Genomic DNA, 21,050 nt, shown 5'->3' with positions numbered 1-21,050 from the left:
TCGCCGCTCCGGCCCTGCCGCCCGACGCGCCTGCCCACCGGCCCGAACGAAAAGCAGCAAGGACGCCTCGACGATGACCCTCCCTGTCACCACGCCCCCGGCCACCCCGCCGACCAACGCGCGCCTGGACGCCGTGCCGGCCTACAAGCAGGGCCGCTCCGCCCCGGAGGGCGCCTCGAAGCTCTCCTCCAACGAGTCCCCGCACCCGCCGCTGCCGTCCGTGGTCTCCGCGATCGCCGAGCGGCTCGGATCCATCCACCGCTACCCGCAGATGGCGGCGCCCGAGATCATCGGCCGCCTCTCCGAGCGCTACGGGGTCGACCCCGCGCTCGTCACCGTCGGCGCCGGATCGGTCGAGCTCGCCTCCCAGCTCATCCATGCGACGGCGGGCGAGGGCGACGAGGTCATGTTCGCCTGGCGCTCCTTCGAGGCCTACCCGTCCCTGGTGCGCATCGCGGGCGCGACCCCGGTCATGGTGCCGCTCGACGCCGAGCACCGGCACGACCTCGACGCGATGCTCGCGGCCATCACCGCGCGCACCCGTCTGATCTTCGTGTGCAACCCGAACAACCCCACCGGCACGGTCGTCGGGCCTGCGGAGCTCGAGCGCTTCGTGGCCGCGGTGCCCCGCGACGTGCTCGTCGTGATCGACGAGGCGTACGTGCACTTCGACGGTTCGCCCTACTTCGCCCCGGCGCCCGGCGCGACCGACCCCGAGCGCGGCGCGGGCATCGAGCTGTTCCGCCGCTACCCGCACGTGGCCGTGCTGCACACGTTCTCCAAGGCCTACGGGCTCGCGGGCCTGCGCATCGGCTACGCGATCGCGCCCGCCGAGATCGCCGCGGCCCAGCGCAAGGTCGCCGTGCCCTTCGGCGTCACCGACCTGGCGCAGTCCGCCGCGGTCGCCTCCCTTGATGCGCAGGACGAGCTCGCCCTGCGCATCGCCGAGGTCACCGCGCAGCGCGACCGCCTGCACGACGTGCTCGTCGACGCGGGCTGGCCCGCCGTGCCCTCCGAGGCGAACTTCGTCTGGGTTCCGGCGGGGGAGCGCGCCGCCGAGCTCGACGAGATCCTGCACGCCGGCGCCGTCGTCGCCCGGACCTTCCCCGGCGACGGCGTGCGGATCTCCGCCGGATCCGCCGAGGACATCGACCGCGTCGCGGCAGCCCTCGCTGCCGGCGCGACCCCGAGCTCCGCTCACCCCACCGCTGCCGTTCGCGAGGAGGCGACCGCATGACCACCGAAGTGCCCCTGACCACGACCACCACGAAGGGCCTGCATCCCGGGCTCACCCGCCGGCAGATCTCCATGATGGGGCTCGGCGGCGCGATCGGTGCCGGCCTGTTCGTCGGCTCCGGCCAGGCGATCGGCATCGCAGGGCCCGCAGTGATCGTGTCCTACTTCGTGGCCGGCACGATCGTCGTGCTCGTCATGGCGATGCTCGCCGAGATGGTTGCTGCCAACCCCTCGTCGGGCGCGTTCAGCTCCTATGCGCAGAAGGCCATGGGCCGCAGCGTCGGCAGCGCGGTGGGCTGGCTGTACTGGATCCAGCTCGTCGTCGTGATCGCCGCCGAGGCCACCGGGGCCGCCGGCATCGTCGCGCACCGCTTCCCCGGGCTCCCGGAATGGGCATGGGTGCTGCTGTTCGTGCTCGCCCTCACCGTCGTGAACCTGCTCGGCGTGCGCAACTACGGCCGGTTCGAGTTCTGGTTCGCCGCGATCAAGGTCGCCGCGATCATCGCGTTCCTCGTCGTCGGCGTGCTCGCGATCGTCGGGCTGATCTCCGGCACTCCTGCCACCGGCATCGGCAACCTCGTCGATCACGGCGGCTTCGCGCCGACCGGTATCGCCGGCATCGCGGGAGCCCTGCTGATCGTCGTCTTCGCGTTCGGCGGCACCGAGGTCGTCGCGATCGCGGCGGCCGAGTCGGACGACCCGTCGCGCAACATCAGCCGGATCGTGCGTCAGGTGATGGTGCGGATCCTGGTGTTCTACGTCGGATCCATCTTCGTGATCGTCGCCGTGCTGCCGTGGAACTCCGAGTCCGTGCTGGCCGGCCCCTTCTCCGCCGTGCTGGACACGCTCAAGATCCCCGGCGTGGGGCTCGTGATGGACCTCATCGTCATCGTGGCGCTGCTGTCGGCCATGAACGCCAACATCTACGGCGCCTCGCGCATGGCGTTCTCGCTCGGCGAGCGCGGTCTCGCCCCGCTCGCGCTCACCCGCACGAGCGCCGCCGGCGTGCCCCGCGTGGCCGTGCTGAGCTCGGTCGCGTTCGGGTTCGTCACCGTGATCCTGAACTGGATGTTCCCGAATCAGGTGCTGCCGGCGCTGCTGAACGTGGTCGGATCCACCCTGCTGATCATGTGGACGGCCACCGCGCTCGCGCAGTTCATCCTGCGCCGACGCGCCGACGCCGACGGCACGCCGCTGCCGATGCGCATGTGGGGTTTCCCGTGGCTCTCGATCGTGACGCTCGTGCTGCTGGGTGCCGTGATCGTGCTCACCATGTTCGACCCCGACGCGCGCACGCAGCTCCTGCTCACGATCGGGCTCACCGTCGTGCTGCTCCTGGTGGCGCGCCTCACCCGCGGGCTCTCGCGTCCCGGAGTGCTCAAGGACTCCGCCGACGAGGTGTTCCGGAGCTGACGATGCGCATCGATGCCCTCGACGCGGCCCTGATCCGGCTGCTCACCGACACGCCGCAGCTGCCCGTGCTGGAATGCGCGCGGCGGCTCGGCGTGGCCCGCGGCACCGTCACCAGCCGTCTCGCGCGGCTGCACGAGAACGGCGTGATCGAGGGCATCGTGCCGCGCATCGACCCGCGAGGGTTCGGGTACGCGCTCACCGCATTCTGCCAGGTGGAGATCGACCAGAAGGTCGGCCACGACGACGTCGCGGAGGCGCTCGCGTCGGCGATCCCCGAGGTCGTGGACATGTACACGGTCACCGGGGCGAGTGACATGCAGCTGCGCCTCGTCGCGCACAGCGCAGAGCAGCTGCAGGAGGTGCTCGACCGTATCGCCCTGGTGCCCGGCGTCGCCCGCACCGCGAGCTCGATCGCGATGCGCACGCACCTCAGCGGCCGCGTGCTGCCCCTCGTGGAGCACGCGGCCCGCGGCTGAGCCTCGCGCGGCGGAGCGTCTTCCGCGGCCGGCCTCGGCCTACTCGTCGTTCCCGGTCCAGCCCTTGTGGCGGAACCACCACCACATCAGGCCGGCCGACAGCGCCATGGAGCCGAGCCCGAGCAGGAGGAACGACCAGGGCCCGGTGAACACATGCGTCACGGCGAAGTCGAAGTTCATGCCGAAGAAGCCCGTGAGGAAGGTCAGGGGCAGGAAGATCGATGCGATGATCGCGAGCTGCTTCGACGTCTCGCCCTGCCGGTTCGCGACCGTGGAGAGGTAGAGGTCGGTGCAACCTGACACCATCTCGCGATAGCCGTCGATGTCGTCCGTGATCCGGATGAGGTGGTCGTAGATGTCGCGGAAGTGGTCGTGGCTGTCGGCTTCCAGCCCGGCCAGGTCCGTGATGACCTCGGCCTGCCGGGCGAACAGATCCCGCATCGGGACGACGGCTCTGCGCAGCTTCAGCAACAGGCGCTTGAGGCCGAACGTCTGCTGCAGCTCCTTGCGGCCGCCGCCGGCGACGATCGAGTCCTCGAGGTCGTTGATCTCCTCGTCGAGGTCGCTGAGGAGCGGGAAGTAGCTGTCCACGATCACGTCGATGATCTTGTAGACGTAGTAGCGCTCGGTCTTGGGCGCCGACGAGTTCTGCAGCAGCGCACGCACCTGGCGCAGATCCCGGGAGCGCTCGGAGTGCACCGTGACGATGAAATCGCCGCTGAGGTGGCAGTGCACCTCCTCCAGCGGGTGGTCGTTCTCGTCCTCGGGGTGCACCTCGACGGCGCCCTGCAGCACGAGCAGCGCCCCGTCGCCGTAGACGTCCAGCTTGGGGCGCTGCCCCATGCGCTGGGTGTCCTCGATCGAGAGCGGATGCCAGCCGAGCAGAGTGCCGAGCCGCTGGATCTCCTCTTCGGAGGGCGAGACCAGGTCGAGCCAGAAGAACTCGCCCTGTCTGCGCAGCTCTGCGATCAGGGATTCGTCGACGGTGTCCAGAGTGCGCATGTCAGATCCAGGTGATCATCCAGTTGTGCGCCTGCCAGAACCACCACGGCACGGGCAGGCCGATCCAGAGCGGGTAGAAGAACGCGCTCAGCAGCACGATCAGCACCAGGATGACCACCACCGTGCGTTGTCCGGACTGCCTGCGGTGCCTCGGATCGCTCCGCCGCCCGGCGATGTCGCGCAGCGCGAGCGCGAGCGCGAGGATCAGGAAGGGCGCCATCACCACCGTGTAGAACTGGAAGATCGTGCGCTCGGGGAAGGCCAGCCAGGGCAGGTAGGTCGCGGCGAGTCCCACCAGGGGGATCGCGTAGCTCCACGGCATGGGCGAGCGCAGCACCAGTCCGCGCACGAACCGCACCAGCAGGTAGACCGCGGCGGCGACCCCCAGGTACCAGATCAGCGGATTCGGGATCGAGGTGATCGTGCCGATGCAGTGGTCCGTGCCGAAGCACGGCGCATTCTGCCCGCCCACCCAGAACGCGGTGGGACGGACCAGCAGCGGCCACTGCCACGCGGGGCTCGCATAGGGGTGCGAGGACGTCAGCCCGACGTGGAACGCCAGGATGTCGGAGTGGTACTTGACCCACGAGGTGAGCACGTTGTCGGTGATCTGGCGGTCGTAGCCGCCCGTAGTGAGGAACCAGCCGCTCCATGACGCGACGTACACGGCCGCGGCGACCGGTACGAGCAGCACGAAGCTCGCGAGGCCCTGCCGGAGGACGGCGTCGGTGGGCCACAGGGCGACCCCCGCGCGGCGGCGGGCGAGCGCGTCGGTCACGACCAGGTAGATCCCCGCAGCGGCGAGCACGTAGGCGCCGGACCACTTCACCGAGGTCGCAGCTCCCAGGGCGACGCCCGCCGCGATCACCCACGGCCGGCGCCAGAACACGCGCCCCCACAGCGTCGGGTCATCGCCGCGCTCGTGGGAGGCGCGGTCCTCGAGCCGCGGCATCGTCTGCCGCCGGTCGTATACGAGGAACAGGATCCCGAGCACGATGAAGAAGGTGAGGATCCCGTCCAGCAGCCCGATCCGGCTCAGGACGATGCCGAGGCCGTCGACGGCCATGAGCAGGCCGGCGATGCTGGCGACCGTGGTCGAGCGGGTGAGGGCCTTGGCGAGCAGGTAGACGACGAGCACGGTGAGCGTGCCGATGATCGCCGTCGAGACGCGCCAGCCGAAGCTGGATCCGGGCCCGAACGCGGCGATGCCGAGCGCGATCAGCCACTTGCCGAGGGGCGGGTGCACCACGAATGACGCGGTGTCCTCGAGCGCGCTCGTGTCGCCCTTCGCGAACATCTCGTTTGCGCCGGTGCGCCAGGATCCTTCGTACCCCTGCACCCACAGCGACCAGGCGTCCTTGACGTAGTAGGTCTCGTCGAACACGATCGTGTGCGGATGCCCGAGCCCCACGACGCGCAGCACGGCGGCGAGCAGGGTGATGAGGGTCGGCGCGAGCCAGGACACCAGGCGGAGCCGGGCCGGATCCCCGAGCCAGGCGTCCCGCAGTCGCTCCCAGGCAGTGGGGCGGCCGTCGATGCGAGCGTCGAGGCCGGGCAGCAGAGGCGCGGTCACCCGCTCAGCCTATGCTGGGGCGGGTGATCATCCTCGCGGCCACTCCGATCGGAAATCTGGGCGACGCATCCCGCCGCCTCATCGAGGTGCTGGAGGACGCCACGATCATCGCGGCGGAGGACACCCGCACCACCCAGCGGCTGCTGAAGGGGCTCGGGATCGCGAACCGCCCCCGTCTCATCGCGCTGCACGACCACAACGAGAAGGCCAAGGCCGCGGAGCTGGCCGAGGCGGCCGAGACCGAGGATCTCGTGGTGCTCAGCGACGCCGGCATGCCCACCGTGAGCGATCCCGGATACGGGCTGGTCGCGGCGGCTGCGGAGCGCGGCGTCACCGTGACCGTCATCCCCGGCCCGAGTGCGGTCGTCACGGCGCTCGCCGTGTCGGGCCTGCCCACCGACCGGTTCACGTTCGAGGGCTTCCTGCCGCGCAAGCCGGGGGAGCGGCGCTCTGCGCTGACGGCGCTCGCCGGCGAGCCCCGCACGATGGTCTTCTTCGAGTCGCCGTCACGCCTCGCAGCGGCCCTGGGCGACATGGCGTCGGCCTTCGGCGCTTCTCGGCGCGTGGCGGTGTGCCGCGAGCTCACGAAGCTGTACGAGGAGGTGCGCCGCGGTGGCGCCGCCGAGCTCGCCGCATGGGCGGAGCAGGGCGTCAAGGGCGAGATCGTCGTGGTGGTGGAGGGCGCCGCGCCCCGTGCGGTCTCGCCGGAGGACGCCCTGGCCCAGGTGCAGGCGCTCGTCGCCTCGGGCGTGCGCCTCAAGGACGCCTGCACCGAGGTCGCCGCGGCCACGGGCCTCGGCTCCCGGGAGCTGTACCAGGCGGCGCTCGCCGCACGGTGAGTCGGGCGCTGAGAGAACGTCCGCCGCGCGCTGGGGTGGCGCTCACCGTGCGCTGAGGCGGCTGCCGGGGCACCCCGTGCTCCCGATGCCGGCCGGACCGAACGCTTCGCGCGGAGATGTGCGACATCGTCGGACGTATCCGCGGATCCGGTCCGACGATGTTGCACATCTCCGCGCATGCGTTGCCGCCGACCGCGTCCGGCGGACCCTGCGACGCGTTCGCGATGCGAGAACCCGAAGGCGCTGCGACTCACCGCAGCGCCTCCAGGCCTCGACCGGCGAACGGGTCAGCGCGAGTGCGACCGGATCCCTCGCTGCGGATCCGGCACGGCCGGATCCGCAGGGGGGCGGAAGACCAGTGGCACGGGCACGCTGATCGTCGGCGGTAGCGTCAGCGCAGCGGGGGTGAGCGTCGCGCTCATCGCCGTTCAGCCGTTCTCGTCGCGTGCCGGTGTGGTCGCCGGCGGCACGGTGTCGACCACCGTCGTGGACATCGCGGTCAGAGTGGTCTGCTCCTCGCCGGCCGACACGGTGCCCGCAGGATAGAACCGACGTTCGCCGATGACCTGCCCCGAGCTCGGGTCGATGATGATCTCCTGGCGCTCCCCGGCGCGCTGCGGTTCCTCCCGTCCGATGGCCACGCCGACCTGACCGTCGAGGTTCGCGACACCGTCGGTCGACGTCGTGCCGGGGATCAGCGCGAGTGCCTCGAACAGGCGCGCGCGCACGACCGCAGGCACCGGATAGGTGCGCAGCAGATCCGTGATCCGGACGAAATCGTCCTCGTCGTGGCTCGCCGACCCGCCCTGGTACTGCGCGTGGAAGTAGGCGAGCGTCTCGGCGGCGGATCCGATCGGGATCGCGCTCAGATCCTGAGATGCCCAGGCGCCGCCGTAGAACCGGCCCTCCGGAGCGTGGATCGTCTCCGTGGTGAAGCCGCCGTCGCCCGTCTCGCCGTGCTCCCAGTCCCTATACAGCGCCCAGTCGGCGCCCGCGTCGGAGGGGATGTAGACATCGATGTTCTGAATGTTGGAAGGCATCCGCGTGGTCGTCCCGTCGGCCGCGCCCTGGTGGCTGGCCCAGTCCGCGCGGATGTGGAACTTCACGTACTGCCCTGGCGCCGCCTTGGGATCGCTGTAGGTGATCGCCTCGGCGGCCGCCTTGCGCAACACGATCGCCGCGGCGCTCGCCGATTGCGGATGCGGCGGGGCGAGCACGCCGCCCACGACGACCGCCGTCGCGACGGCGGCGGCGGCGGTGAGGCCGATGGCGGCCCAGCGGACCGAGTGCCGCCGGCGCTCGCGCGGGGGACGGTTCGTCGCGGCTTTCTTCTTAGCCGAGTGCATGGCGGTCTCGAGGTTCAGATACGCGGGAGCGAGTCGAGCCGCGTCGGGCTCGGCGATATCGTCACGCAGACTGCGGAGCAAGGTCAGGTCGTCCATTTTCACCCTCCTCAGGTGTGGAGCGGAGCAGGCGCCGGGCGCGGTTGAGTCGTGACTTCACCGTGCCGACGGGGATGTGCAGGGCTTCGGCGATCTCGTCGTACGAGAGCTCGGCCCAGGCGAACAGCAGCAGGCAGTCGCGGTCCCCGGCGGAGAGCCGGCGGATCCTCCCCGCCAGCCGGGCGACCTCGCGCTGAGCGTCCAGCGCGTCGTCCGAGTCGACGGCGGCGGCTTCTGCCTCCGGCACGCTGCGCTCCATCGCCCGCAGCACGCGCGCGGTGGCGATGCGGTGGCGGTGGATGAGGTTCGTCGCGATGCCGAACAGCCAGGGTCGGGCATCCTCCCGTGCGGGGTCGAACCGTGCGCGGCGCTGGAACGCGATCAGGAAGGTCTCGCTCGTGACGTCGTCGGCGACGGCGTCACCGGCCCGCCGGGCCGCATAGCGATGCACCGCTCCTGCGTACCGGTGGAAGATCTCGCCGAAGGCCGACGGATCCGTCACCGATCTCGCGATCACCGTGTTGTCGTTGTTCACATCCTGTATTCCTCGGAGGGGCGGATTGTGTTCACGATTCTCCCGGGTTCGGGCGCGCCGGAGTGGCGAAGGCGCCATCGGCGGCGGTGCTCGGGCAGGATGCTCGACGTGGATGACGACGAGGTGGCGGCCGCCTACGACGCGCGTGCGGCGGAGTACATCGCGCTGATCGGGAGCCTCGACCAGATGGAGCATGCCGACATCGCGCTCATCGAGCGCTGGCGGGATGAGACTCCCGGCAGGTTGCTCGATGCCGGGTGCGGTCCTGGGCTGTGGACGGCGCTCCTGGGGAACCCGAATCCGAACCAGGACCCCGCGTCGGCCCCGGCCCATCACCGCGCGGCAGGTCGCGAGGTCGTCGGCGCCGACGTGTCGGGCGCGTTCCTCGCGGCGGCCCGCGCGCGGCATCCCGCGCTGCGGTTCGAGACCGCCTCGATGCGCGACCTGCCGTTCCCCGATGGCTCCTTCGGCGGAATCCTCGCCTGGTACTCGCTGATCCACCTGCTACCGGGCGAGCTGCCCGAGGTGTTCGGCGAGCTCGCCCGGGTGCTCGCGGACGGTGGCCGGATCCTGATCGGCTACTTCGACGGCCCGCCGGGCGAGCCGTTCGCGCACGCCGTCGCCCCGGCGTACTACTGGTCGTCGGATGCGCTCACTCCGCTTCTTGAGGATGCGGGGTTCTCCGTGACCCACGCCGAGCGCCGCGAACGCGAGCCCGGCTCCGTCGGCAGCGTACGCCCGCACGGCGCGATCATCGCTGAGCGAGGTGCGAGCGCCTTGGCCGGAGATGAGCAATTGCCGTGGACGTGATCGCGGAATGGATCCGCAGAACGCGAACGTCTCCGAAGAACGCGAACGTCTCCGAAGAAGGCGCATGACGCAGAGTCGCGAGGGCCGGAAGCCCGCCCGCCGTCATCGTCCGAACCGGCCCTCGCATCCCGCCTAGAATCGAACGCATGCCCGCAGGCGAGTCCTTCTACATCACCACGCCGATCTACTACCCATCGGACGTGCCCCACATCGGGCACGGCTACACCAGCGTCGCCGTGGACACCCTCGCGCGCTGGCACCGTCAGTCGGGTGACGACACCTGGATGCTCACCGGCACCGACGAGCACGGCCAGAAGATGCTGCGCGCGGCGGCGGCGAACGGCGTGACCCCGCAGGAGTGGGTGGACAAGCTCGTCAGCGAGAGCTGGTTCCCGCTGCTGACGACCCTCGACGTCGCGAACGACGACTTCATCCGCACCACGCAGGAGCGGCACGAGACCAACGTCCAGGTCTTCTTCCAGAAGCTCTACGACGCGGGCTACATCTACGCCGGCGAGTACGAGGCGCTGTACTGCGTGGGCTGTGAGGAGTTCAAACCCGAGTCCGAGATCGTCGACGGCACCGGCCCCTTCGAGGGCCTCAAGGTCTGCGCGATCCACTCCAAGCCGCTCGAGCTGCTGCAGGAGAAGAACTACTTCTTCAAGCTCAGCGAGTTCCAGGACCGCCTGCTCGAGCTGTACAAGACCGAGCCCGACTTCGTGCGCCCGGATTCGGCGCGCAACGAGGTGGTCTCGTTCGTCTCGCAGGGCCTCAAGGACCTCTCCATCTCGCGCTCCACGTTCGACTGGGGCATCCCGCTGCCCTGGGACACCTCGCACGTCATCTACGTGTGGGTCGACGCGCTGCTGAACTACGTCACCGCGGTCGGCTACGGATCCGATGAGGCGACGTTCGATCGCCGCTGGCCCGCGTACCACGTCGTGGGCAAGGACATCCTGCGCTTCCACGCCGTCATCTGGCCTGCCATGCTCATGGCCGCGGGCCTCGAGGTCCCGAAGGGCGTGTTCGCGCACGGCTGGCTGCTCGTCGGCGGCGAGAAGATGTCGAAGTCGAAGCTCACCGGCATCGCGCCGACCGAGATCACCGACGTCTTCGGATCCGACGCGTACCGGTTCTACTTCCTCTCCGCGATCGCCTTCGGGCAGGACGGATCCTTCTCCTGGGAGGACCTGTCGGCGCGCTACCAGGCCGAACTCGCGAACGGCTTCGGCAACCTGGCCTCGCGCACGATCGCGATGATCGAGCGCTACTTCGACGGCGTCGTGCCGACCGCGGGGGAGTACACCGCGCAGGATCTCGCGATCCAGCAGCTCGTCGCCAAGGCCGCGGCCGATGCCGATGCCGCCGTCGAGCGGTTCCGCATCGACGAGGCGATCGCCGATGTGTGGACGATCGTCGACGCGCTCAACGGCTACATCACCGAGAACGAGCCCTGGGCGCTCGCCAAGGACGAGGAGCAGCGCGAGCGCCTCGGCACGGTGCTGTACACCTGCGCGGAGGGACTGCGCGCGCTCGCCGTGCTGCTGTCGCCGGTGATGCCGCAGTCGACCGCGAAGCTCTGGGGTTCCCTCGGTGCGGAGGGCGGCCTCGGCGCGCTCGCCGCGCAGCCGCTGCGCGACGCCGGACGCTGGGGGCAGCTGCCCGCCGGCACCGTCGTGCAGACGCTCGCACCGCTGTTCCCGCGCATCGAGGCCACGGCCTGACCGCATGACCGAGACGCCGGACACCTACGTGCGCGAGCGTGCGACGGAGGGGCGCAAGGACCTGCGCTACCCCTCGGCGCCCGAGCCGCTCGCCGTGCCGGTGTATGACAACCACTGCCACCTCGAGATCGCCGATGGCGAGGTGGGGCTGTCGCTCGCGGAGCAGTTGGACCGGGCGCAGTCCGTCGGGATCGTCGGTGTCGTGCAGGCCTCCGGCGACATCGAGTCGTCGCGCTGGGCCGTCGACGCGGCGGAGGCGGATCCGCGCGTGCTCGCCGCCGTCGCGATCCACCCGAACGACGCCCCGACGTACGCCGAGGCGGGACGCCTGGACGATGCGATCGCGGTGATCGACGAGCTGGCCGCCCGTCCGCGCACCAGGGCGATCGGCGAGACCGGACTGGACTACTTCCGCACGGAGGAGCCGGGGCGCGTCGCCCAGCACGCATCCTTCGAAGCGCATATCGCGCTCGCGAAGAAGCACGGGATCGCGATGCAGATCCACGACAGGGACGCCCACGACGACGTGCTAGAGACGCTGCGCCGGGTCGGCGCCCCGGATCGCACGGTGTTCCACTGCTTCTCGGGCGACGAGGCGATGGCGCGGATCTGCGCCGACGCCGGGTACTACCTCTCGTTCGCGGGCAACGTGACGTTCAAGAACGCGCAGAACCTGCGCGACGCACTCGCGGTGACGCCGCGGGAGCGGATCCTCATCGAGACGGATGCCCCGTTCCTCACGCCGGTGCCGTTGCGCGGGCGCCCGAACGCGCCCTATCTGATCCCGATCACGCTGCGCTTCATGGCCGCCGAGCTGGGGCTCGACGTCGACGAGCTCAGCGCGCAGATCGCCGCGAACACGCTCGAGGTCTACGGCTCGTTCGCCTGAACCTCGTCGAGCACGGGGCGCGCGGAGACGATCTGGGAGATCGGACGCCAGACGAACAGCAGGGTGAGCGCCGCGCCCGCGAAGGCGAACCACCACGGGGCGGTGAGGCCCCAGGCTTGCGCGATCACGCCGCCCAGCGCCTGCCCGATGACCATGCCGCCGAACACGCCGACGGAGTTCACCGACGACACCCGGCCCTGCAGCTCATGCGGCACGAGCCGCTGCCGCACGGTCGTCGAGATCGTGCCCCAGACGAAGGCGTAGAACCCGAACACGACCATGATCAGCAGCGCGATCCATCCCTGCGCGGTCAGGGCGAAAGCCAGGTGCATGACCACTTCGAGCGAGAGGCAGACGCGCATCATGGCGGCGAACGACACGTGACGCTCCAGCCAGCCGAAGCTCACCGTCGCGAGCAGTCCGCCCGCAGCCGATGCCGTCGTCAGCATCCCGTAACCGACCGCGCCCATGTGCAGGTGCTCGGTCGCATAGAGCACGAGCACGCCCCACGGCGCCGCCCAGGTCACGTTGAACAGCAGGATGATGAGCACGAGCATCCGCACCGGAGGGTTCCGCCACAGCCAGCGCAGGCCTTCCGCGATGTCGGTGTGCACTTTCGCGGCGCCAGGGACAGGTGCGGTCGCCTCGGTCCCCGACCCGCTCGCCGCGCGCGGCGGCACCGGTGTGCGTGCGATGCGCGAGATCAGCACGACCGCGAGGCCCACGCACACGGCCTCCAGCAGGAAGGGCCACGCGTGCCCCGCGGCGAACAGGAACGCGCCGAGCGGAGGACCCGCGAACTGGTTCGCGACGAGGAACCCCGCTTGCAGGCGCGCGTTGCCGAGGCCGAGGTCCGCCGGCTTCAGGAGCATCGGCAGCAACGTGGATCCCGCGGTGTCGACGAACACCTCCGCGGTGCCGTAGAGGAACGCCGCAGCGAGCACGATCCAGATGTTCGCCACGCCGGTGACCAGGAACGCGCACAGTGCGAGCAGCACCAGCCCGCGCGCGGCGTTCGCGACCATGACGAGCCGGCGGCGGTCGAACCGGTCGGCGATCGCGCCCGCATGCAGGCCGAACACCAGCCAGGGCAGGAACTGCAGGATGGCACCGGCTGCGACGAGGATCGGCGACGAGGTCATCGACGCGATCAGCAGGGGAGCGGCGGCCAGTGCCACGCCGTCGCCGACGTTGCTCGTCCAACTCGAGGCGAGCAGCCAGCGGAAATCCCTGCCCATGCGCCGAGGCGCGACGAGTTCACCGATCCGGGGCATCCGAGAAGACTATCGACCGTAGGGGACAATGGTCAGATGACCGTCTCTCTGCTCGGCGCCGCCGACATCCGCCGGCTCGCGGCCGAACTCGATGTGACGCCCACCAAGAAGCTCGGCCAGAACTTCGTCGTCGATGCGAACACGGTGCGCAAGATCGTCCAGGCCGCCGACGTGCGGCCCTCCGAGCGGGTGGTGGAGATCGGGCCGGGCCTCGGATCCCTCACCCTCGCGATCCTCGAGACGGGCGCGAGCGTCACGGCCGTCGAGATCGACCACCGCCTCGCCGCACGCCTGCCGCAGACCGCCGTCGAACGCGGCGTGCCCGAGGGGGCGCTGACCGTGGTCGATGCCGACGCGATGCGCGTGACCGCACTGCCGGGGGAGCCGACGGTGCTCGTCGCGAACCTGCCGTACAACGTGTCCGTGCCGGTGCTGCTGCACTTCCTCGAGACCTTCCCCTACCTCGAGCGCGGCGTCGTGATGGTGCAGGCGGAGGTCGCCGAGCGCCTCGCGGCGAAGCCCGGCTCGAAGATCTACGGCACGCCGAGCGTCAAGGCCGCCTGGTACGGGCCGTGGAAGCTCAGCGGCACGGTGTCGCGCCAGGTGTTCTGGCCGGTGCCGAACGTCGACAGCCTGCTGGTCGGGTTCCACCGGGATCCGCAGCCGCGCGGATCCGAGGAGGAGCGCCTGCGCACGTTCGCGATCGTCGACGCCGCGTTCAACCAGCGCCGCAAGATGCTGCGCCAGGCGCTGTCCGGGATCTTCGGCAGCTCCGCCGAGGCGTCCGCCGTGCTGGAGTCCGCGGGGGTCGCGCCGACCGCGCGCGGCGAGGACCTCACGGTCGATGACTACCACCGCATCGCGCTGGCGGCCCCGATCGTCTGATCGCCGTGGACCCCGACCCTGATGCGGGTGCGTAACCCGAGAGGTCGGCCAGGGCGGAGTTCAGACCGGCCGGCGCGCGGGGCGCGCGGTCACCGGGGAGAAGCCCGCTGCGCTCCCCGCTGCACGGCTGAGCGGTCCGCCGGACCTCCGGTGCGCGCAGGCGGTGCTTCGTCAGGCCGTCCGTATAGAGGTGTGGATCTACCTGGCGGCGGGCGCGCTCCTCGGGTTCGAGGGGCTGGAGGCGCTGCTCGGCGCGATGCTCATCGCACCGGAGCTGGTTCCGCTGGTCCTGCTGGCGCTCGCGGTCGTCTGGACGGCGAAGAGGCGCGGTCGCTGGATTCTGAGGCGCATCGCGCTCGCACGACGCCGGCGCAGGGCGCGAGGCGAGCGGGGTTCGGAGGCCTGACAGGCCCCAGTGCTCGGGCGAAGTTGTGCCCTCTCGAGATCGGGTTCCCAAGAGGGCACATTCACTTCGACTGGAGGTACCTTCACGTCGGCCGAGTCCCCAGTCCCGGTCGACTTCTTCAGCTGAGGATTAGACAGTAACACCGGATCGCCTTGTCCCCCAAATGGGGGACAAAAACAAATGCTGAGAGTTTGCCGTGAATGAGTTCGCGGGGCCGGGCGGGAAGCGCTTCGCGCGCATCTCGAGGGCGTGCAACCAGGCGATCACCGACCCGAATGCGAGCCCCTCGAACACGGTGAGAGTGAGCACGCCGGCGATCAGGCAGGCCATGCCGAGGGTCAGGACGATGATCGCACCCATTGCGACGCGGTCCAGGCTCCGGGACAGGCCGCGCAGGTATCGGCGGTGCATGAGCAGCAGTCCCGCCGACGACGCGAGTGCTCCGTTGGCCGCGCGCTCGTGCGCGAAGACGTTGAACGAGAGCGGCAGCATCCCGATCAGGATGAGGCTGAGTCCGAGGGTTGCGATGAGCAGCGGCACGAGCGCGGCGGCGGCTGCCGTCCCCCGGAATCCCGCGGGAGAAGCGCCGCGGAGGCCGCGCATCACCGGCACGGCGGAGAGACCGATCACCGCGCCCGCCAGGACCATTCCGCCGTTGAAGAAGATGCTGGACGCGTCGCCCGTCGCACCCAGCCTGCTGAAGCAGGACAGCCACCAGAGCGGGGCGGAGGCCGTCAAGGCGGCGGAGGGGACACTCGCGCAGAGCACGCCCGCTGCCGTGAGGACGAGCGGTACGCGTCGGTGCCAGCGCATGACGATCCTGTCGCCGCACGCTCGGGCGAATGCACTGGCCGGGTATGGATCCGCACTCGGGCGAGCGTGATCGGACGCGGATCGGGCTCGGTCCGCGGTTGGCGGATCATCTTAGCGAGCCTGCGATGAGACGGCGACCGGCTCGATGATCGGCACGGCGTCGGATCCGGCGGCCGTGTGCCGCGGCCCGTGCATCGCACAGGCGCCGAACAGGGCGGGCGACGCTAACCTGGGACGGTGACCGAGCCGCGCTTCCGCCCTGACGTCCTCGACATCCACCGCCCCTACACCGCTGCGGCGGACCGGTACGAGGGGGCGCATTTCCGGCAGGTCGGATCCTCCGGTCTGTACCTGCCGGCGATCTCGCTCGGGCTGTGGTGGAACTTCGGCGACAACATCCCTCTGGACGATCAGCGGACCCTGCTGCGGCACGCCTTCGACCGGGGCATCACGCATTTCGACCTGGCGAACAACTACGGACCGCCCTACGGATCCGCCGAGAAGAATTTCGGCCGCATCTTCGCGGAGGACTTCCGGCCCTACCGCGACGAGCTGATCATCTCGTCGAAGGCGGGCTGGGACATGTGGCCGGGTCCCTACGGCGATCTCGGCAGCCGCAAGTACATCCTGGCGAGCGCAGAGCAGTCGCTGACCCGGATGGGACTGGACTACGTCGACATCTTCTATTCGCACCGTGTGGACCCCGTCACGCCGGTGGAGGAGACGATCGGTGCACTCGACACCCTGGTCCGCCAGGGCAAGGCCCTGTACGTCGGCATCTCCTCCTACAGCGCGGAGCGCACCGAGGCCGCGATGGACGTCGCCCGCGAGCTCGGCACGCCGCTGGTCATCCATCAGCCGTCCTACTCGATCCTGAACCGCTGGGTCGAGGACGGGCTGACCGAGGCCCTCCGAGAGGAGGGCATGGGAGCGATCGCGTTCACCCCGCTCGCACAGGGACTGCTCACCGACAAGTACCTCGGCGACGGCACGGCCGCGCGCGCGCAGAAGCGCGGCTCCCTGCCCGACAAGCCGCTCAGTGACGAGGGCCTGGCGATCCTGCGCGCGCTCAACGAGCTCGCGCGCGAGCGCGGGCAGAGCCTCGCCCAGCTGGCGCTGCAATGGGTGCTCCGCGACGGCGTCGTGGCCTCGGCGCTCATCGGCGCCTCGCGTCCGGCGCAGCTCGATGAGAACCTCGCCGCTCTCGACGCGCCCGAGCTCACCGCCGCGGAGATCGCTCGCATCGACGCCATCGCGGGGGCGGGCCTCGACGTGAACCTGTGGTCGGTCTCGTCGGAACTGTGAGCCGATGAGCATCGCGGAGGAGCAGGCGGACGAACAGCCGGTGCAGCGCGTGCACGTGCGCGCGCCGGGCAAGGTCAACCTCTTCCTCGGCGTCGGGGATCTCGACGCCGACGGCTATCACGAGCTCTCCACGGTCTTCCAGGCGGTCTCGCTCTACGAGGACGTGATCGCGACCCCCGCGGACGGCTTCACACTCTCCGTCTCCGGCGTGGCTGATCCGTCCACGGTCCCGCTCGACGACCGCAACCTCGCGATGCGCGCGGCCAAGGTGCTCGCCGCGGCCACCGGCTACGAGGGCGGCGTGCACCTGGACGTGCACAAGAGCGTGCCCGTCGCCGGCGGGATGGGCGGAGGGTCCGCCGACGCCGCGGCGGCACTCGTCGCCTGCAACGAGCTGTGGCGCACGGGCCTCGACCACGGACGTCTGCACGAGCTCGCCGCGCGGCTCGGCGCCGACGTGCCCTTCTCGCTCATGGGCGGCACCGCCGTCGGATCAGGGCGCGGCGATGTGCTGACGCCCGCGCTGTCCCGCGGCCGGTACGAATGGGTGCTGCTCCTCGACGACGAGGGCCTGTCCACACCCGCGGTGTACCGCGCGTTCGACATGGTGATGGCGGAGGACCTGAAGAGCGACCCGGAGCGGCACGCCCAGCACCGCCGCCTGGACCCCGTGCAGGTGCCCCCGTCGTTCTTCGAGGCGCTGCTCTCCGGGGAGGCGTTCGAACTCGGGCAGAGCCTGCGCAATCAGCTGGAGGCCGGATCCTTCCGGCTGCGCCCGCAGCTCGAGGAGACCATCGCTGCGGTGGTCGGCGAGGGCGGGGGGCCGGTCGTCGGAGGCATCGTGTCGGGCTCGGGTCCGACCCTCGCGTTTCTCTGCGAGACGGCCGAGGGTGCGGACGGCACCGCCGAGCGGCTGCGCGGACGGGGCCGCACGGCGTTGCGGGCGCACGGTCCGGTGCGCGGTGCGCACGTCGTCGTCGCCGATATCTGAGGCGTACCGGGCTATCGCACGGATCGGATCGGCAGGACCGCGAGGCCGCCGATGACCCCGTACACGATCGCGGCGATCAGCAGGGCCGTGTAGTTGTGCCCCGTCCCGCCGATCATGAGTATCGGCACCGCCATCACCGGCACGATGAACTGCGGCAGCTGGTAGGAGAGCGCCACGATGCCGAGATCCTTCCCCGCATCGCGGAAGTGCGGCAGCACCTCGGTCATCATCGCGACATCCACCGAGACGTACGCTCCCTGCGCCGCCCCGACGAGAGCGAGCGCGATCAGGAAGACGGGTTGGTCCGGGGCGAACATCGCGACGACGAGGCCCGCGACGGAGAAGGTGCAGGAGATCCAGATGATCGGCTTGCGCCGGCCGGTCCGATCGGAGATCCAGCCGAACAGGACCGTGGTGACCAGGCCGAACAGCGTGAACACGAGAAGGCTCGTCGCCTGCACAACGGAGGCCTCCTCCTTCGCCACGCCCAGGCGATCCATGATGAAGAACAGCAGGTACGTCGCGACCGAGAAGATCGACATCGTCACGAACATGCGACACAGGAAGGCCCAGAAGAAGTCGGGGTATTCGCGAGGGCTCAGCCAGTAGGTGGTGAGCACATCGCGCCAGCTCCACGGAGCGGGCCGCTCGACGCGCACGATGTCGCGCAGGCGGAAGAACAGCAGCGCCGACAGCAGCGCACCGACCGTGCCCGGCACGAGGAACCAGGCCCACCGCTGGTCGTTCGGCAGCGCTGCCACGATCTGTGAGCCTACGATCAGCGCAAGACTGCCGCCGGCGCTGGCGATCCCCGAGACGCGTGCGCGGATCCGCCCGGGGATCTGGTCGGCCAGCAGGGCGTGCACGGCGGCGTTCGTGGCGCCGAACCCGATCTGCACGATCACCCAGCCCGCCACGATCGCCCACAATCCCGTCGCTCCGGCCAGGACGACGACGCCGACGAGCCCGATGACCGCACCGCCGAGGATCCATGGCCGACGGACGCCGAGGCGCGACATGGTGCGGTCGCTGAACCGGCCGAACAGCGGTGTGATGACGATCACGACCAGGCCGCCGATGGCCGTGGTGATTGACAGGTTCACCTCCTTGGTCGCGTCGTCGAGGAAGGCGAAGGCCTTCGGGATCGCCGCGCTGCCGAGCGTGGACAGCACCAGATTGATGCCGAACCAGCTCAGCACGAACAGCGTCAGGAAGCCACGAGGCTGCGGGGATCCGGCGATCTCCGGGCCGAGCGCGGGAGTGCGGGTACGGGAAGCGGGGGAGGACATCGTCGTCCTTTCGGGTGGAGGGACAGGGTGGATGGACATGGCGGAGGCGCAGAGCGGGTGGGCAGGTGACGAGGCGCGGGGCCGGCGGCGCAGCTCAGCCGGGGACCGCATGCCCGGTGCCGTAGGCCCGCGCGAGTTCGTCTGCGAAGACGTGCTGCCAGTCGCGCGCGCCCTGCCACCGTGCTGTGAGGCCCGGGGTGCCGTGCAGGTGCCCGGCCCCCACATGCACCGTGACCGGTACGCCGGCCGCGCGAAGCAGCTCGCCGTAGGCGAGGCCGCCGTCGCGCAGCGGATCGAACTCGGCCAGCATCAGGAGCGCGGGCGGAAGATCCCGGTGGTCGGCGGCGAGCAGGGGAGACGCCTCGCTGTCAGGAGCCCCGGCGCGGTACAGCTCGGCGACCTCGAGCGCGTCATCCAAGCCGAAGCCGTGGCGGTACTCCGCAGCAGATCGCCCGTATGGCTGCAGCGTCGCCGGGAGCACCTCGAGCGCCTGGTGGTGCACGCGGGTGCCCCCGTCGCGCAACCGCAGCATGGCAGAGGTCGCGATCGCCGCCCCGGCGGAGTTTCCGCCGATCCCGAGACGGTGCGGGTCGACGTCGAACCGGTCGGCGTGGGCGCGCACGTGTCCGAACGCGGCCACGGCGTCGTCGACCGGGGCGGGGAAGGGATGCTCCGGAGCGAGGCGGTACTCGAGCGAGATGATCTGCACGCCCGACCGCAGCGCGAGCGCGGATCCCAGCCGGTCGTTCAGGATCTCGTCGATCGTGCCGCCGACGAACCCTCCGCCATGCAGCCACAGGAGCGAGGGAAAGGGGGGCACCGCCGCGCGGGGGCGGAATCGCCGCGCGCGCAGCGGCCCGGCGCCTCCGGACAGCGCGATGTCGTCGATCAGGACGCCGGGGGCGACGGGGTCGGCGAACTCCGCGGCGAGCCGATCGCTCAGTCGCAGCCCGGCCGCCCGCCGCACGGCGGGATCGGGCGAGGCGAGCCGGGGCAGGCCTGAGGACAGCTCGGCGACCCGCCTCATCCAGTCGCGGACCGCCGCGTCCAGGGGCAGCGTCGCGGGGTCGGCGGGGGCGAAGGCGGTCATGCGGACACCGTGGATGCGGGCGCGGAGTCCAGTGCCGGGTCCGGCTCGCCGTCGTGCAGGGCGCGCAGCCGCGCGATCACCGCACGGCGCGCCTCGGCGGCTCCCGGGATGAATCGGTCCCAGCCGAGCGAGGTGTGCGTCTGGCCGATGTAGCGCACGATGCTCACGGGCACGCCGGCCACCGCGAGCGCCCTCCCATACGCCTCGCCGTCCCCGCGAAGTGGATCCAGCTCCGACGTGCAGATCCATGCGGGGGGCAGTCCGGCGTGCGAGGTGGCGAGAATGGGGGAGGCGAGGGGATTCCTCGCCGTGCGCCCCCGCGGGCCGAGGTACTGGCGCACCAGCAGGCGGCCCATGCGACGCAGGATGACGCCGGGGACGCTCGGTCCGATCCCCCGCATGTCGGCGTGGCCCATGGTGAGATCGACGACCGGGTTCTCCAGAAGCTGCAACCGGATCGGCCGGCACCGGCGTTCGCGGTTCAGCAACGTCGTCGCCGCCGCGAGATTGCCGCCGGACGATGCACCGCCGATGGCGAGGCGCTCCGGCGAGCCGCCGAGCTCCGCGGCGTGCGCGAACACCCACTCCAGTGCGCTCCAGCACTGCTCCGGCTGCGTCGGGAAGCGCGCCTCGGGGGCGCGCGCGTAGTCGGCAGCGACGACGATGATCCCCGCATCCCGCGCGCGCTCGCGGAATCGGGCGTCCCAGGAGACCCAGTCGATGCCGCCGATCGTGAAGCCGCCGCCATAGAAGTACAGCAGCACGGGCAGACCCGCTCCGGGCTCCGCCGGCTCCGGCGTCGGCCAGTAGACGCGCACGCGCACCGCGAGGTGCCCGTCGACCGCGACGCGGTGCTCGGCGGTGGCGACGTCGATCGGTGCGATCCCGAGGGCGGCGCACATCCGGGCATCGTTCTCCTGTGCGACGCGGCGGCGGTCGGCCGCTCGGCGCGGCTCGCGCTGCAGCAGCGGCGCGACGCGCTCCTCGAACGCGGTGACATGGGAATCGACAGCGGGACGACGGTAACCGCGCTTCGGCATGGGTGACCTCCTTGGCAT

General features: G+C 70.6%; 20 protein-coding genes. 11 read left to right on the top strand and 9 right to left on the bottom strand.

The genetic code is table 11. The features are described from left to right. The first annotated feature begins 73 nt into the window (after window positions 1–73). The 3 genes from ACFC1J_RS14975 to ACFC1J_RS14965 are packed head-to-tail and all read left to right on the top strand — an operon-like array spanning window position 74 to window position 3,125. Window positions 74–1,237, top strand: a complete 1,164-nt coding sequence (locus ACFC1J_RS14975) for a histidinol-phosphate transaminase (protein ID WP_375907601.1) — start codon at window positions 74–76, stop codon at window positions 1,235–1,237. Further along, window positions 1,234–2,649 (top strand): amino acid permease, encoded by a 1,416-nt coding sequence (locus ACFC1J_RS14970; RefSeq protein WP_375907598.1) that lies wholly within the window; start codon window positions 1,234–1,236, stop codon window positions 2,647–2,649. Before ACFC1J_RS14975 ends, ACFC1J_RS14970 begins: the two co-directional genes overlap by 4 nt. A 2-nt stretch (window positions 2,650–2,651) precedes the next feature. Next, a complete protein-coding gene (locus ACFC1J_RS14965; RefSeq protein ID WP_375907596.1) occupies window positions 2,652–3,125 on the top strand; it encodes an Lrp/AsnC family transcriptional regulator in 474 nt (157 codons plus the stop codon). Between the two features lie 39 nt (window positions 3,126–3,164). Here the strand turns inward: ACFC1J_RS14965 and ACFC1J_RS14960 are convergent, their stop codons facing one another. Next, window positions 3,165–4,127: a magnesium transporter CorA family protein gene (locus ACFC1J_RS14960; RefSeq protein WP_375907593.1), complete on the bottom strand. Its 963-nt coding sequence runs from the start codon at window positions 4,125–4,127 to the stop codon at window positions 3,165–3,167. A gap of 1 nt (window position 4,128) precedes the next feature. Further along, window positions 4,129–5,700, bottom strand: a complete 1,572-nt coding sequence (locus ACFC1J_RS14955; RefSeq protein WP_375907591.1) for a dolichyl-phosphate-mannose--protein mannosyltransferase — start codon at window positions 5,698–5,700, stop codon at window positions 4,129–4,131. Window positions 5,701–5,723: 23 nt separating this feature from the next. On the opposite strand from ACFC1J_RS14955, the gene rsmI reads away from it, so the two are divergent. Then, window positions 5,724–6,539 carry a 16S rRNA (cytidine(1402)-2'-O)-methyltransferase gene (gene rsmI, locus ACFC1J_RS14950; RefSeq protein WP_375907588.1) on the top strand — a complete coding sequence of 272 codons (816 nt, stop codon included), beginning with the start codon at window positions 5,724–5,726 and terminating at the stop codon, window positions 6,537–6,539. 428 nt (window positions 6,540–6,967) lie between these two features. Here the strand turns inward: rsmI and ACFC1J_RS14945 are convergent, their stop codons facing one another. Together ACFC1J_RS14945 and ACFC1J_RS14940 are read right to left on the bottom strand one after the other, a co-directional pair. Further along, a complete protein-coding gene (locus ACFC1J_RS14945) occupies window positions 6,968–7,981 on the bottom strand; it encodes a CU044_5270 family protein (protein WP_375907586.1) in 1,014 nt (337 codons plus the stop codon). Beyond that, complete coding sequence (locus ACFC1J_RS14940) at window positions 7,947–8,516, bottom strand: RNA polymerase sigma factor (RefSeq protein WP_375907583.1); 570 nt, start codon at window positions 8,514–8,516, stop codon at window positions 7,947–7,949. Before ACFC1J_RS14940 ends, ACFC1J_RS14945 begins: the two co-directional genes overlap by 35 nt. Before the next feature lie 108 nt (window positions 8,517–8,624). On the opposite strand from ACFC1J_RS14940, the gene ACFC1J_RS14935 reads away from it, so the two are divergent. The 3 genes from ACFC1J_RS14935 to ACFC1J_RS14925 all read left to right on the top strand — a co-directional run bounded on the left by ACFC1J_RS14935 (window position 8,625) and on the right by ACFC1J_RS14925 (window position 11,939). Continuing rightward, a complete protein-coding gene (locus ACFC1J_RS14935; protein ID WP_375907581.1) occupies window positions 8,625–9,326 on the top strand; it encodes a methyltransferase domain-containing protein in 702 nt (233 codons plus the stop codon). Between the two features lie 146 nt (window positions 9,327–9,472). Continuing rightward, complete coding sequence (metG, locus tag ACFC1J_RS14930; protein WP_375907579.1) at window positions 9,473–11,050, top strand: methionine--tRNA ligase; 1,578 nt, start codon at window positions 9,473–9,475, stop codon at window positions 11,048–11,050. A 4-nt stretch (window positions 11,051–11,054) separates the two neighbouring features. Next, a complete protein-coding gene (locus tag ACFC1J_RS14925) occupies window positions 11,055–11,939 on the top strand; it encodes a TatD family hydrolase (RefSeq protein ID WP_375907576.1) in 885 nt (294 codons plus the stop codon). Here the strand turns inward: ACFC1J_RS14925 and ACFC1J_RS14920 are convergent. Then, entirely contained in the window at window positions 11,921–13,213 is a 1,293-nt protein-coding gene (locus tag ACFC1J_RS14920) for an MFS transporter (protein WP_375907573.1), read from the bottom strand. The two genes, ACFC1J_RS14925 and ACFC1J_RS14920, sit on opposite strands and share 19 nt — an antisense overlap. A gap of 36 nt (window positions 13,214–13,249) precedes the next feature. On the opposite strand from ACFC1J_RS14920, the gene rsmA reads away from it, so the two are divergent. Together rsmA and ACFC1J_RS14910 are read left to right on the top strand one after the other, a co-directional pair. Continuing rightward, a complete protein-coding gene (gene rsmA / locus ACFC1J_RS14915) occupies window positions 13,250–14,098 on the top strand; it encodes a 16S rRNA (adenine(1518)-N(6)/adenine(1519)-N(6))-dimethyltransferase RsmA (protein WP_375907571.1) in 849 nt (282 codons plus the stop codon). A 190-nt stretch (window positions 14,099–14,288) separates the two neighbouring features. Continuing rightward, window positions 14,289–14,504, top strand: a complete 216-nt coding sequence (locus tag ACFC1J_RS14910; RefSeq protein ID WP_375907569.1) for a hypothetical protein — start codon at window positions 14,289–14,291, stop codon at window positions 14,502–14,504. A gap of 129 nt (window positions 14,505–14,633) precedes the next feature. On the opposite strand, the gene ACFC1J_RS14905 is transcribed toward ACFC1J_RS14910, so the two are convergent. After that, window positions 14,634–15,317 carry a hypothetical protein gene (locus tag ACFC1J_RS14905; RefSeq protein WP_375907566.1) on the bottom strand — a complete coding sequence of 228 codons (684 nt, stop codon included), beginning with the start codon at window positions 15,315–15,317 and terminating at the stop codon, window positions 14,634–14,636. Between the two features lie 237 nt (window positions 15,318–15,554). Here ACFC1J_RS14905 and mgrA point away from each other — a divergent pair, with 237 nt between their 5' ends. Further along, window positions 15,555–16,622, top strand: a complete 1,068-nt coding sequence (mgrA, locus tag ACFC1J_RS14900) for an L-glyceraldehyde 3-phosphate reductase (protein WP_375907563.1) — start codon at window positions 15,555–15,557, stop codon at window positions 16,620–16,622. A gap of 4 nt (window positions 16,623–16,626) precedes the next feature. Next, window positions 16,627–17,613, top strand: coding sequence for a 4-(cytidine 5'-diphospho)-2-C-methyl-D-erythritol kinase (locus ACFC1J_RS14895; RefSeq protein WP_375907560.1), 987 nt, complete (start codon window positions 16,627–16,629; stop codon window positions 17,611–17,613). Between the two features lie 11 nt (window positions 17,614–17,624). Here ACFC1J_RS14895 and ACFC1J_RS14890 read toward each other — a convergent pair whose 3' ends face one another. The 3 genes from ACFC1J_RS14890 to ACFC1J_RS14880 form a co-directional block, all read right to left on the bottom strand. Then, window positions 17,625–18,902, bottom strand: a complete 1,278-nt coding sequence (locus ACFC1J_RS14890) for an MFS transporter (RefSeq protein ID WP_375907558.1) — start codon at window positions 18,900–18,902, stop codon at window positions 17,625–17,627. Between the two features lie 94 nt (window positions 18,903–18,996). After that, on the bottom strand, window positions 18,997–19,992 hold the full coding sequence (locus ACFC1J_RS14885) for an alpha/beta hydrolase (protein WP_375907555.1): 996 nt from the start codon (window positions 19,990–19,992) through the stop codon (window positions 18,997–18,999). Further along, on the bottom strand, window positions 19,989–21,032 hold the full coding sequence (locus ACFC1J_RS14880) for an alpha/beta hydrolase (RefSeq protein WP_375907552.1): 1,044 nt from the start codon (window positions 21,030–21,032) through the stop codon (window positions 19,989–19,991). The genes ACFC1J_RS14885 and ACFC1J_RS14880 overlap by 4 nt, the downstream gene beginning before the upstream one ends. Window positions 21,033–21,050 lie beyond the last annotated feature (18 nt).

Origin of the sequence: Microbacterium sp. NPDC056052, from assembly GCF_042266785.1 — a bacterium.
Classification (GTDB): Bacteria; Actinomycetota; Actinomycetes; order Actinomycetales; family Microbacteriaceae; genus Microbacterium.
This window is presented reverse-complemented; position numbering and strand designations above follow the sequence as displayed.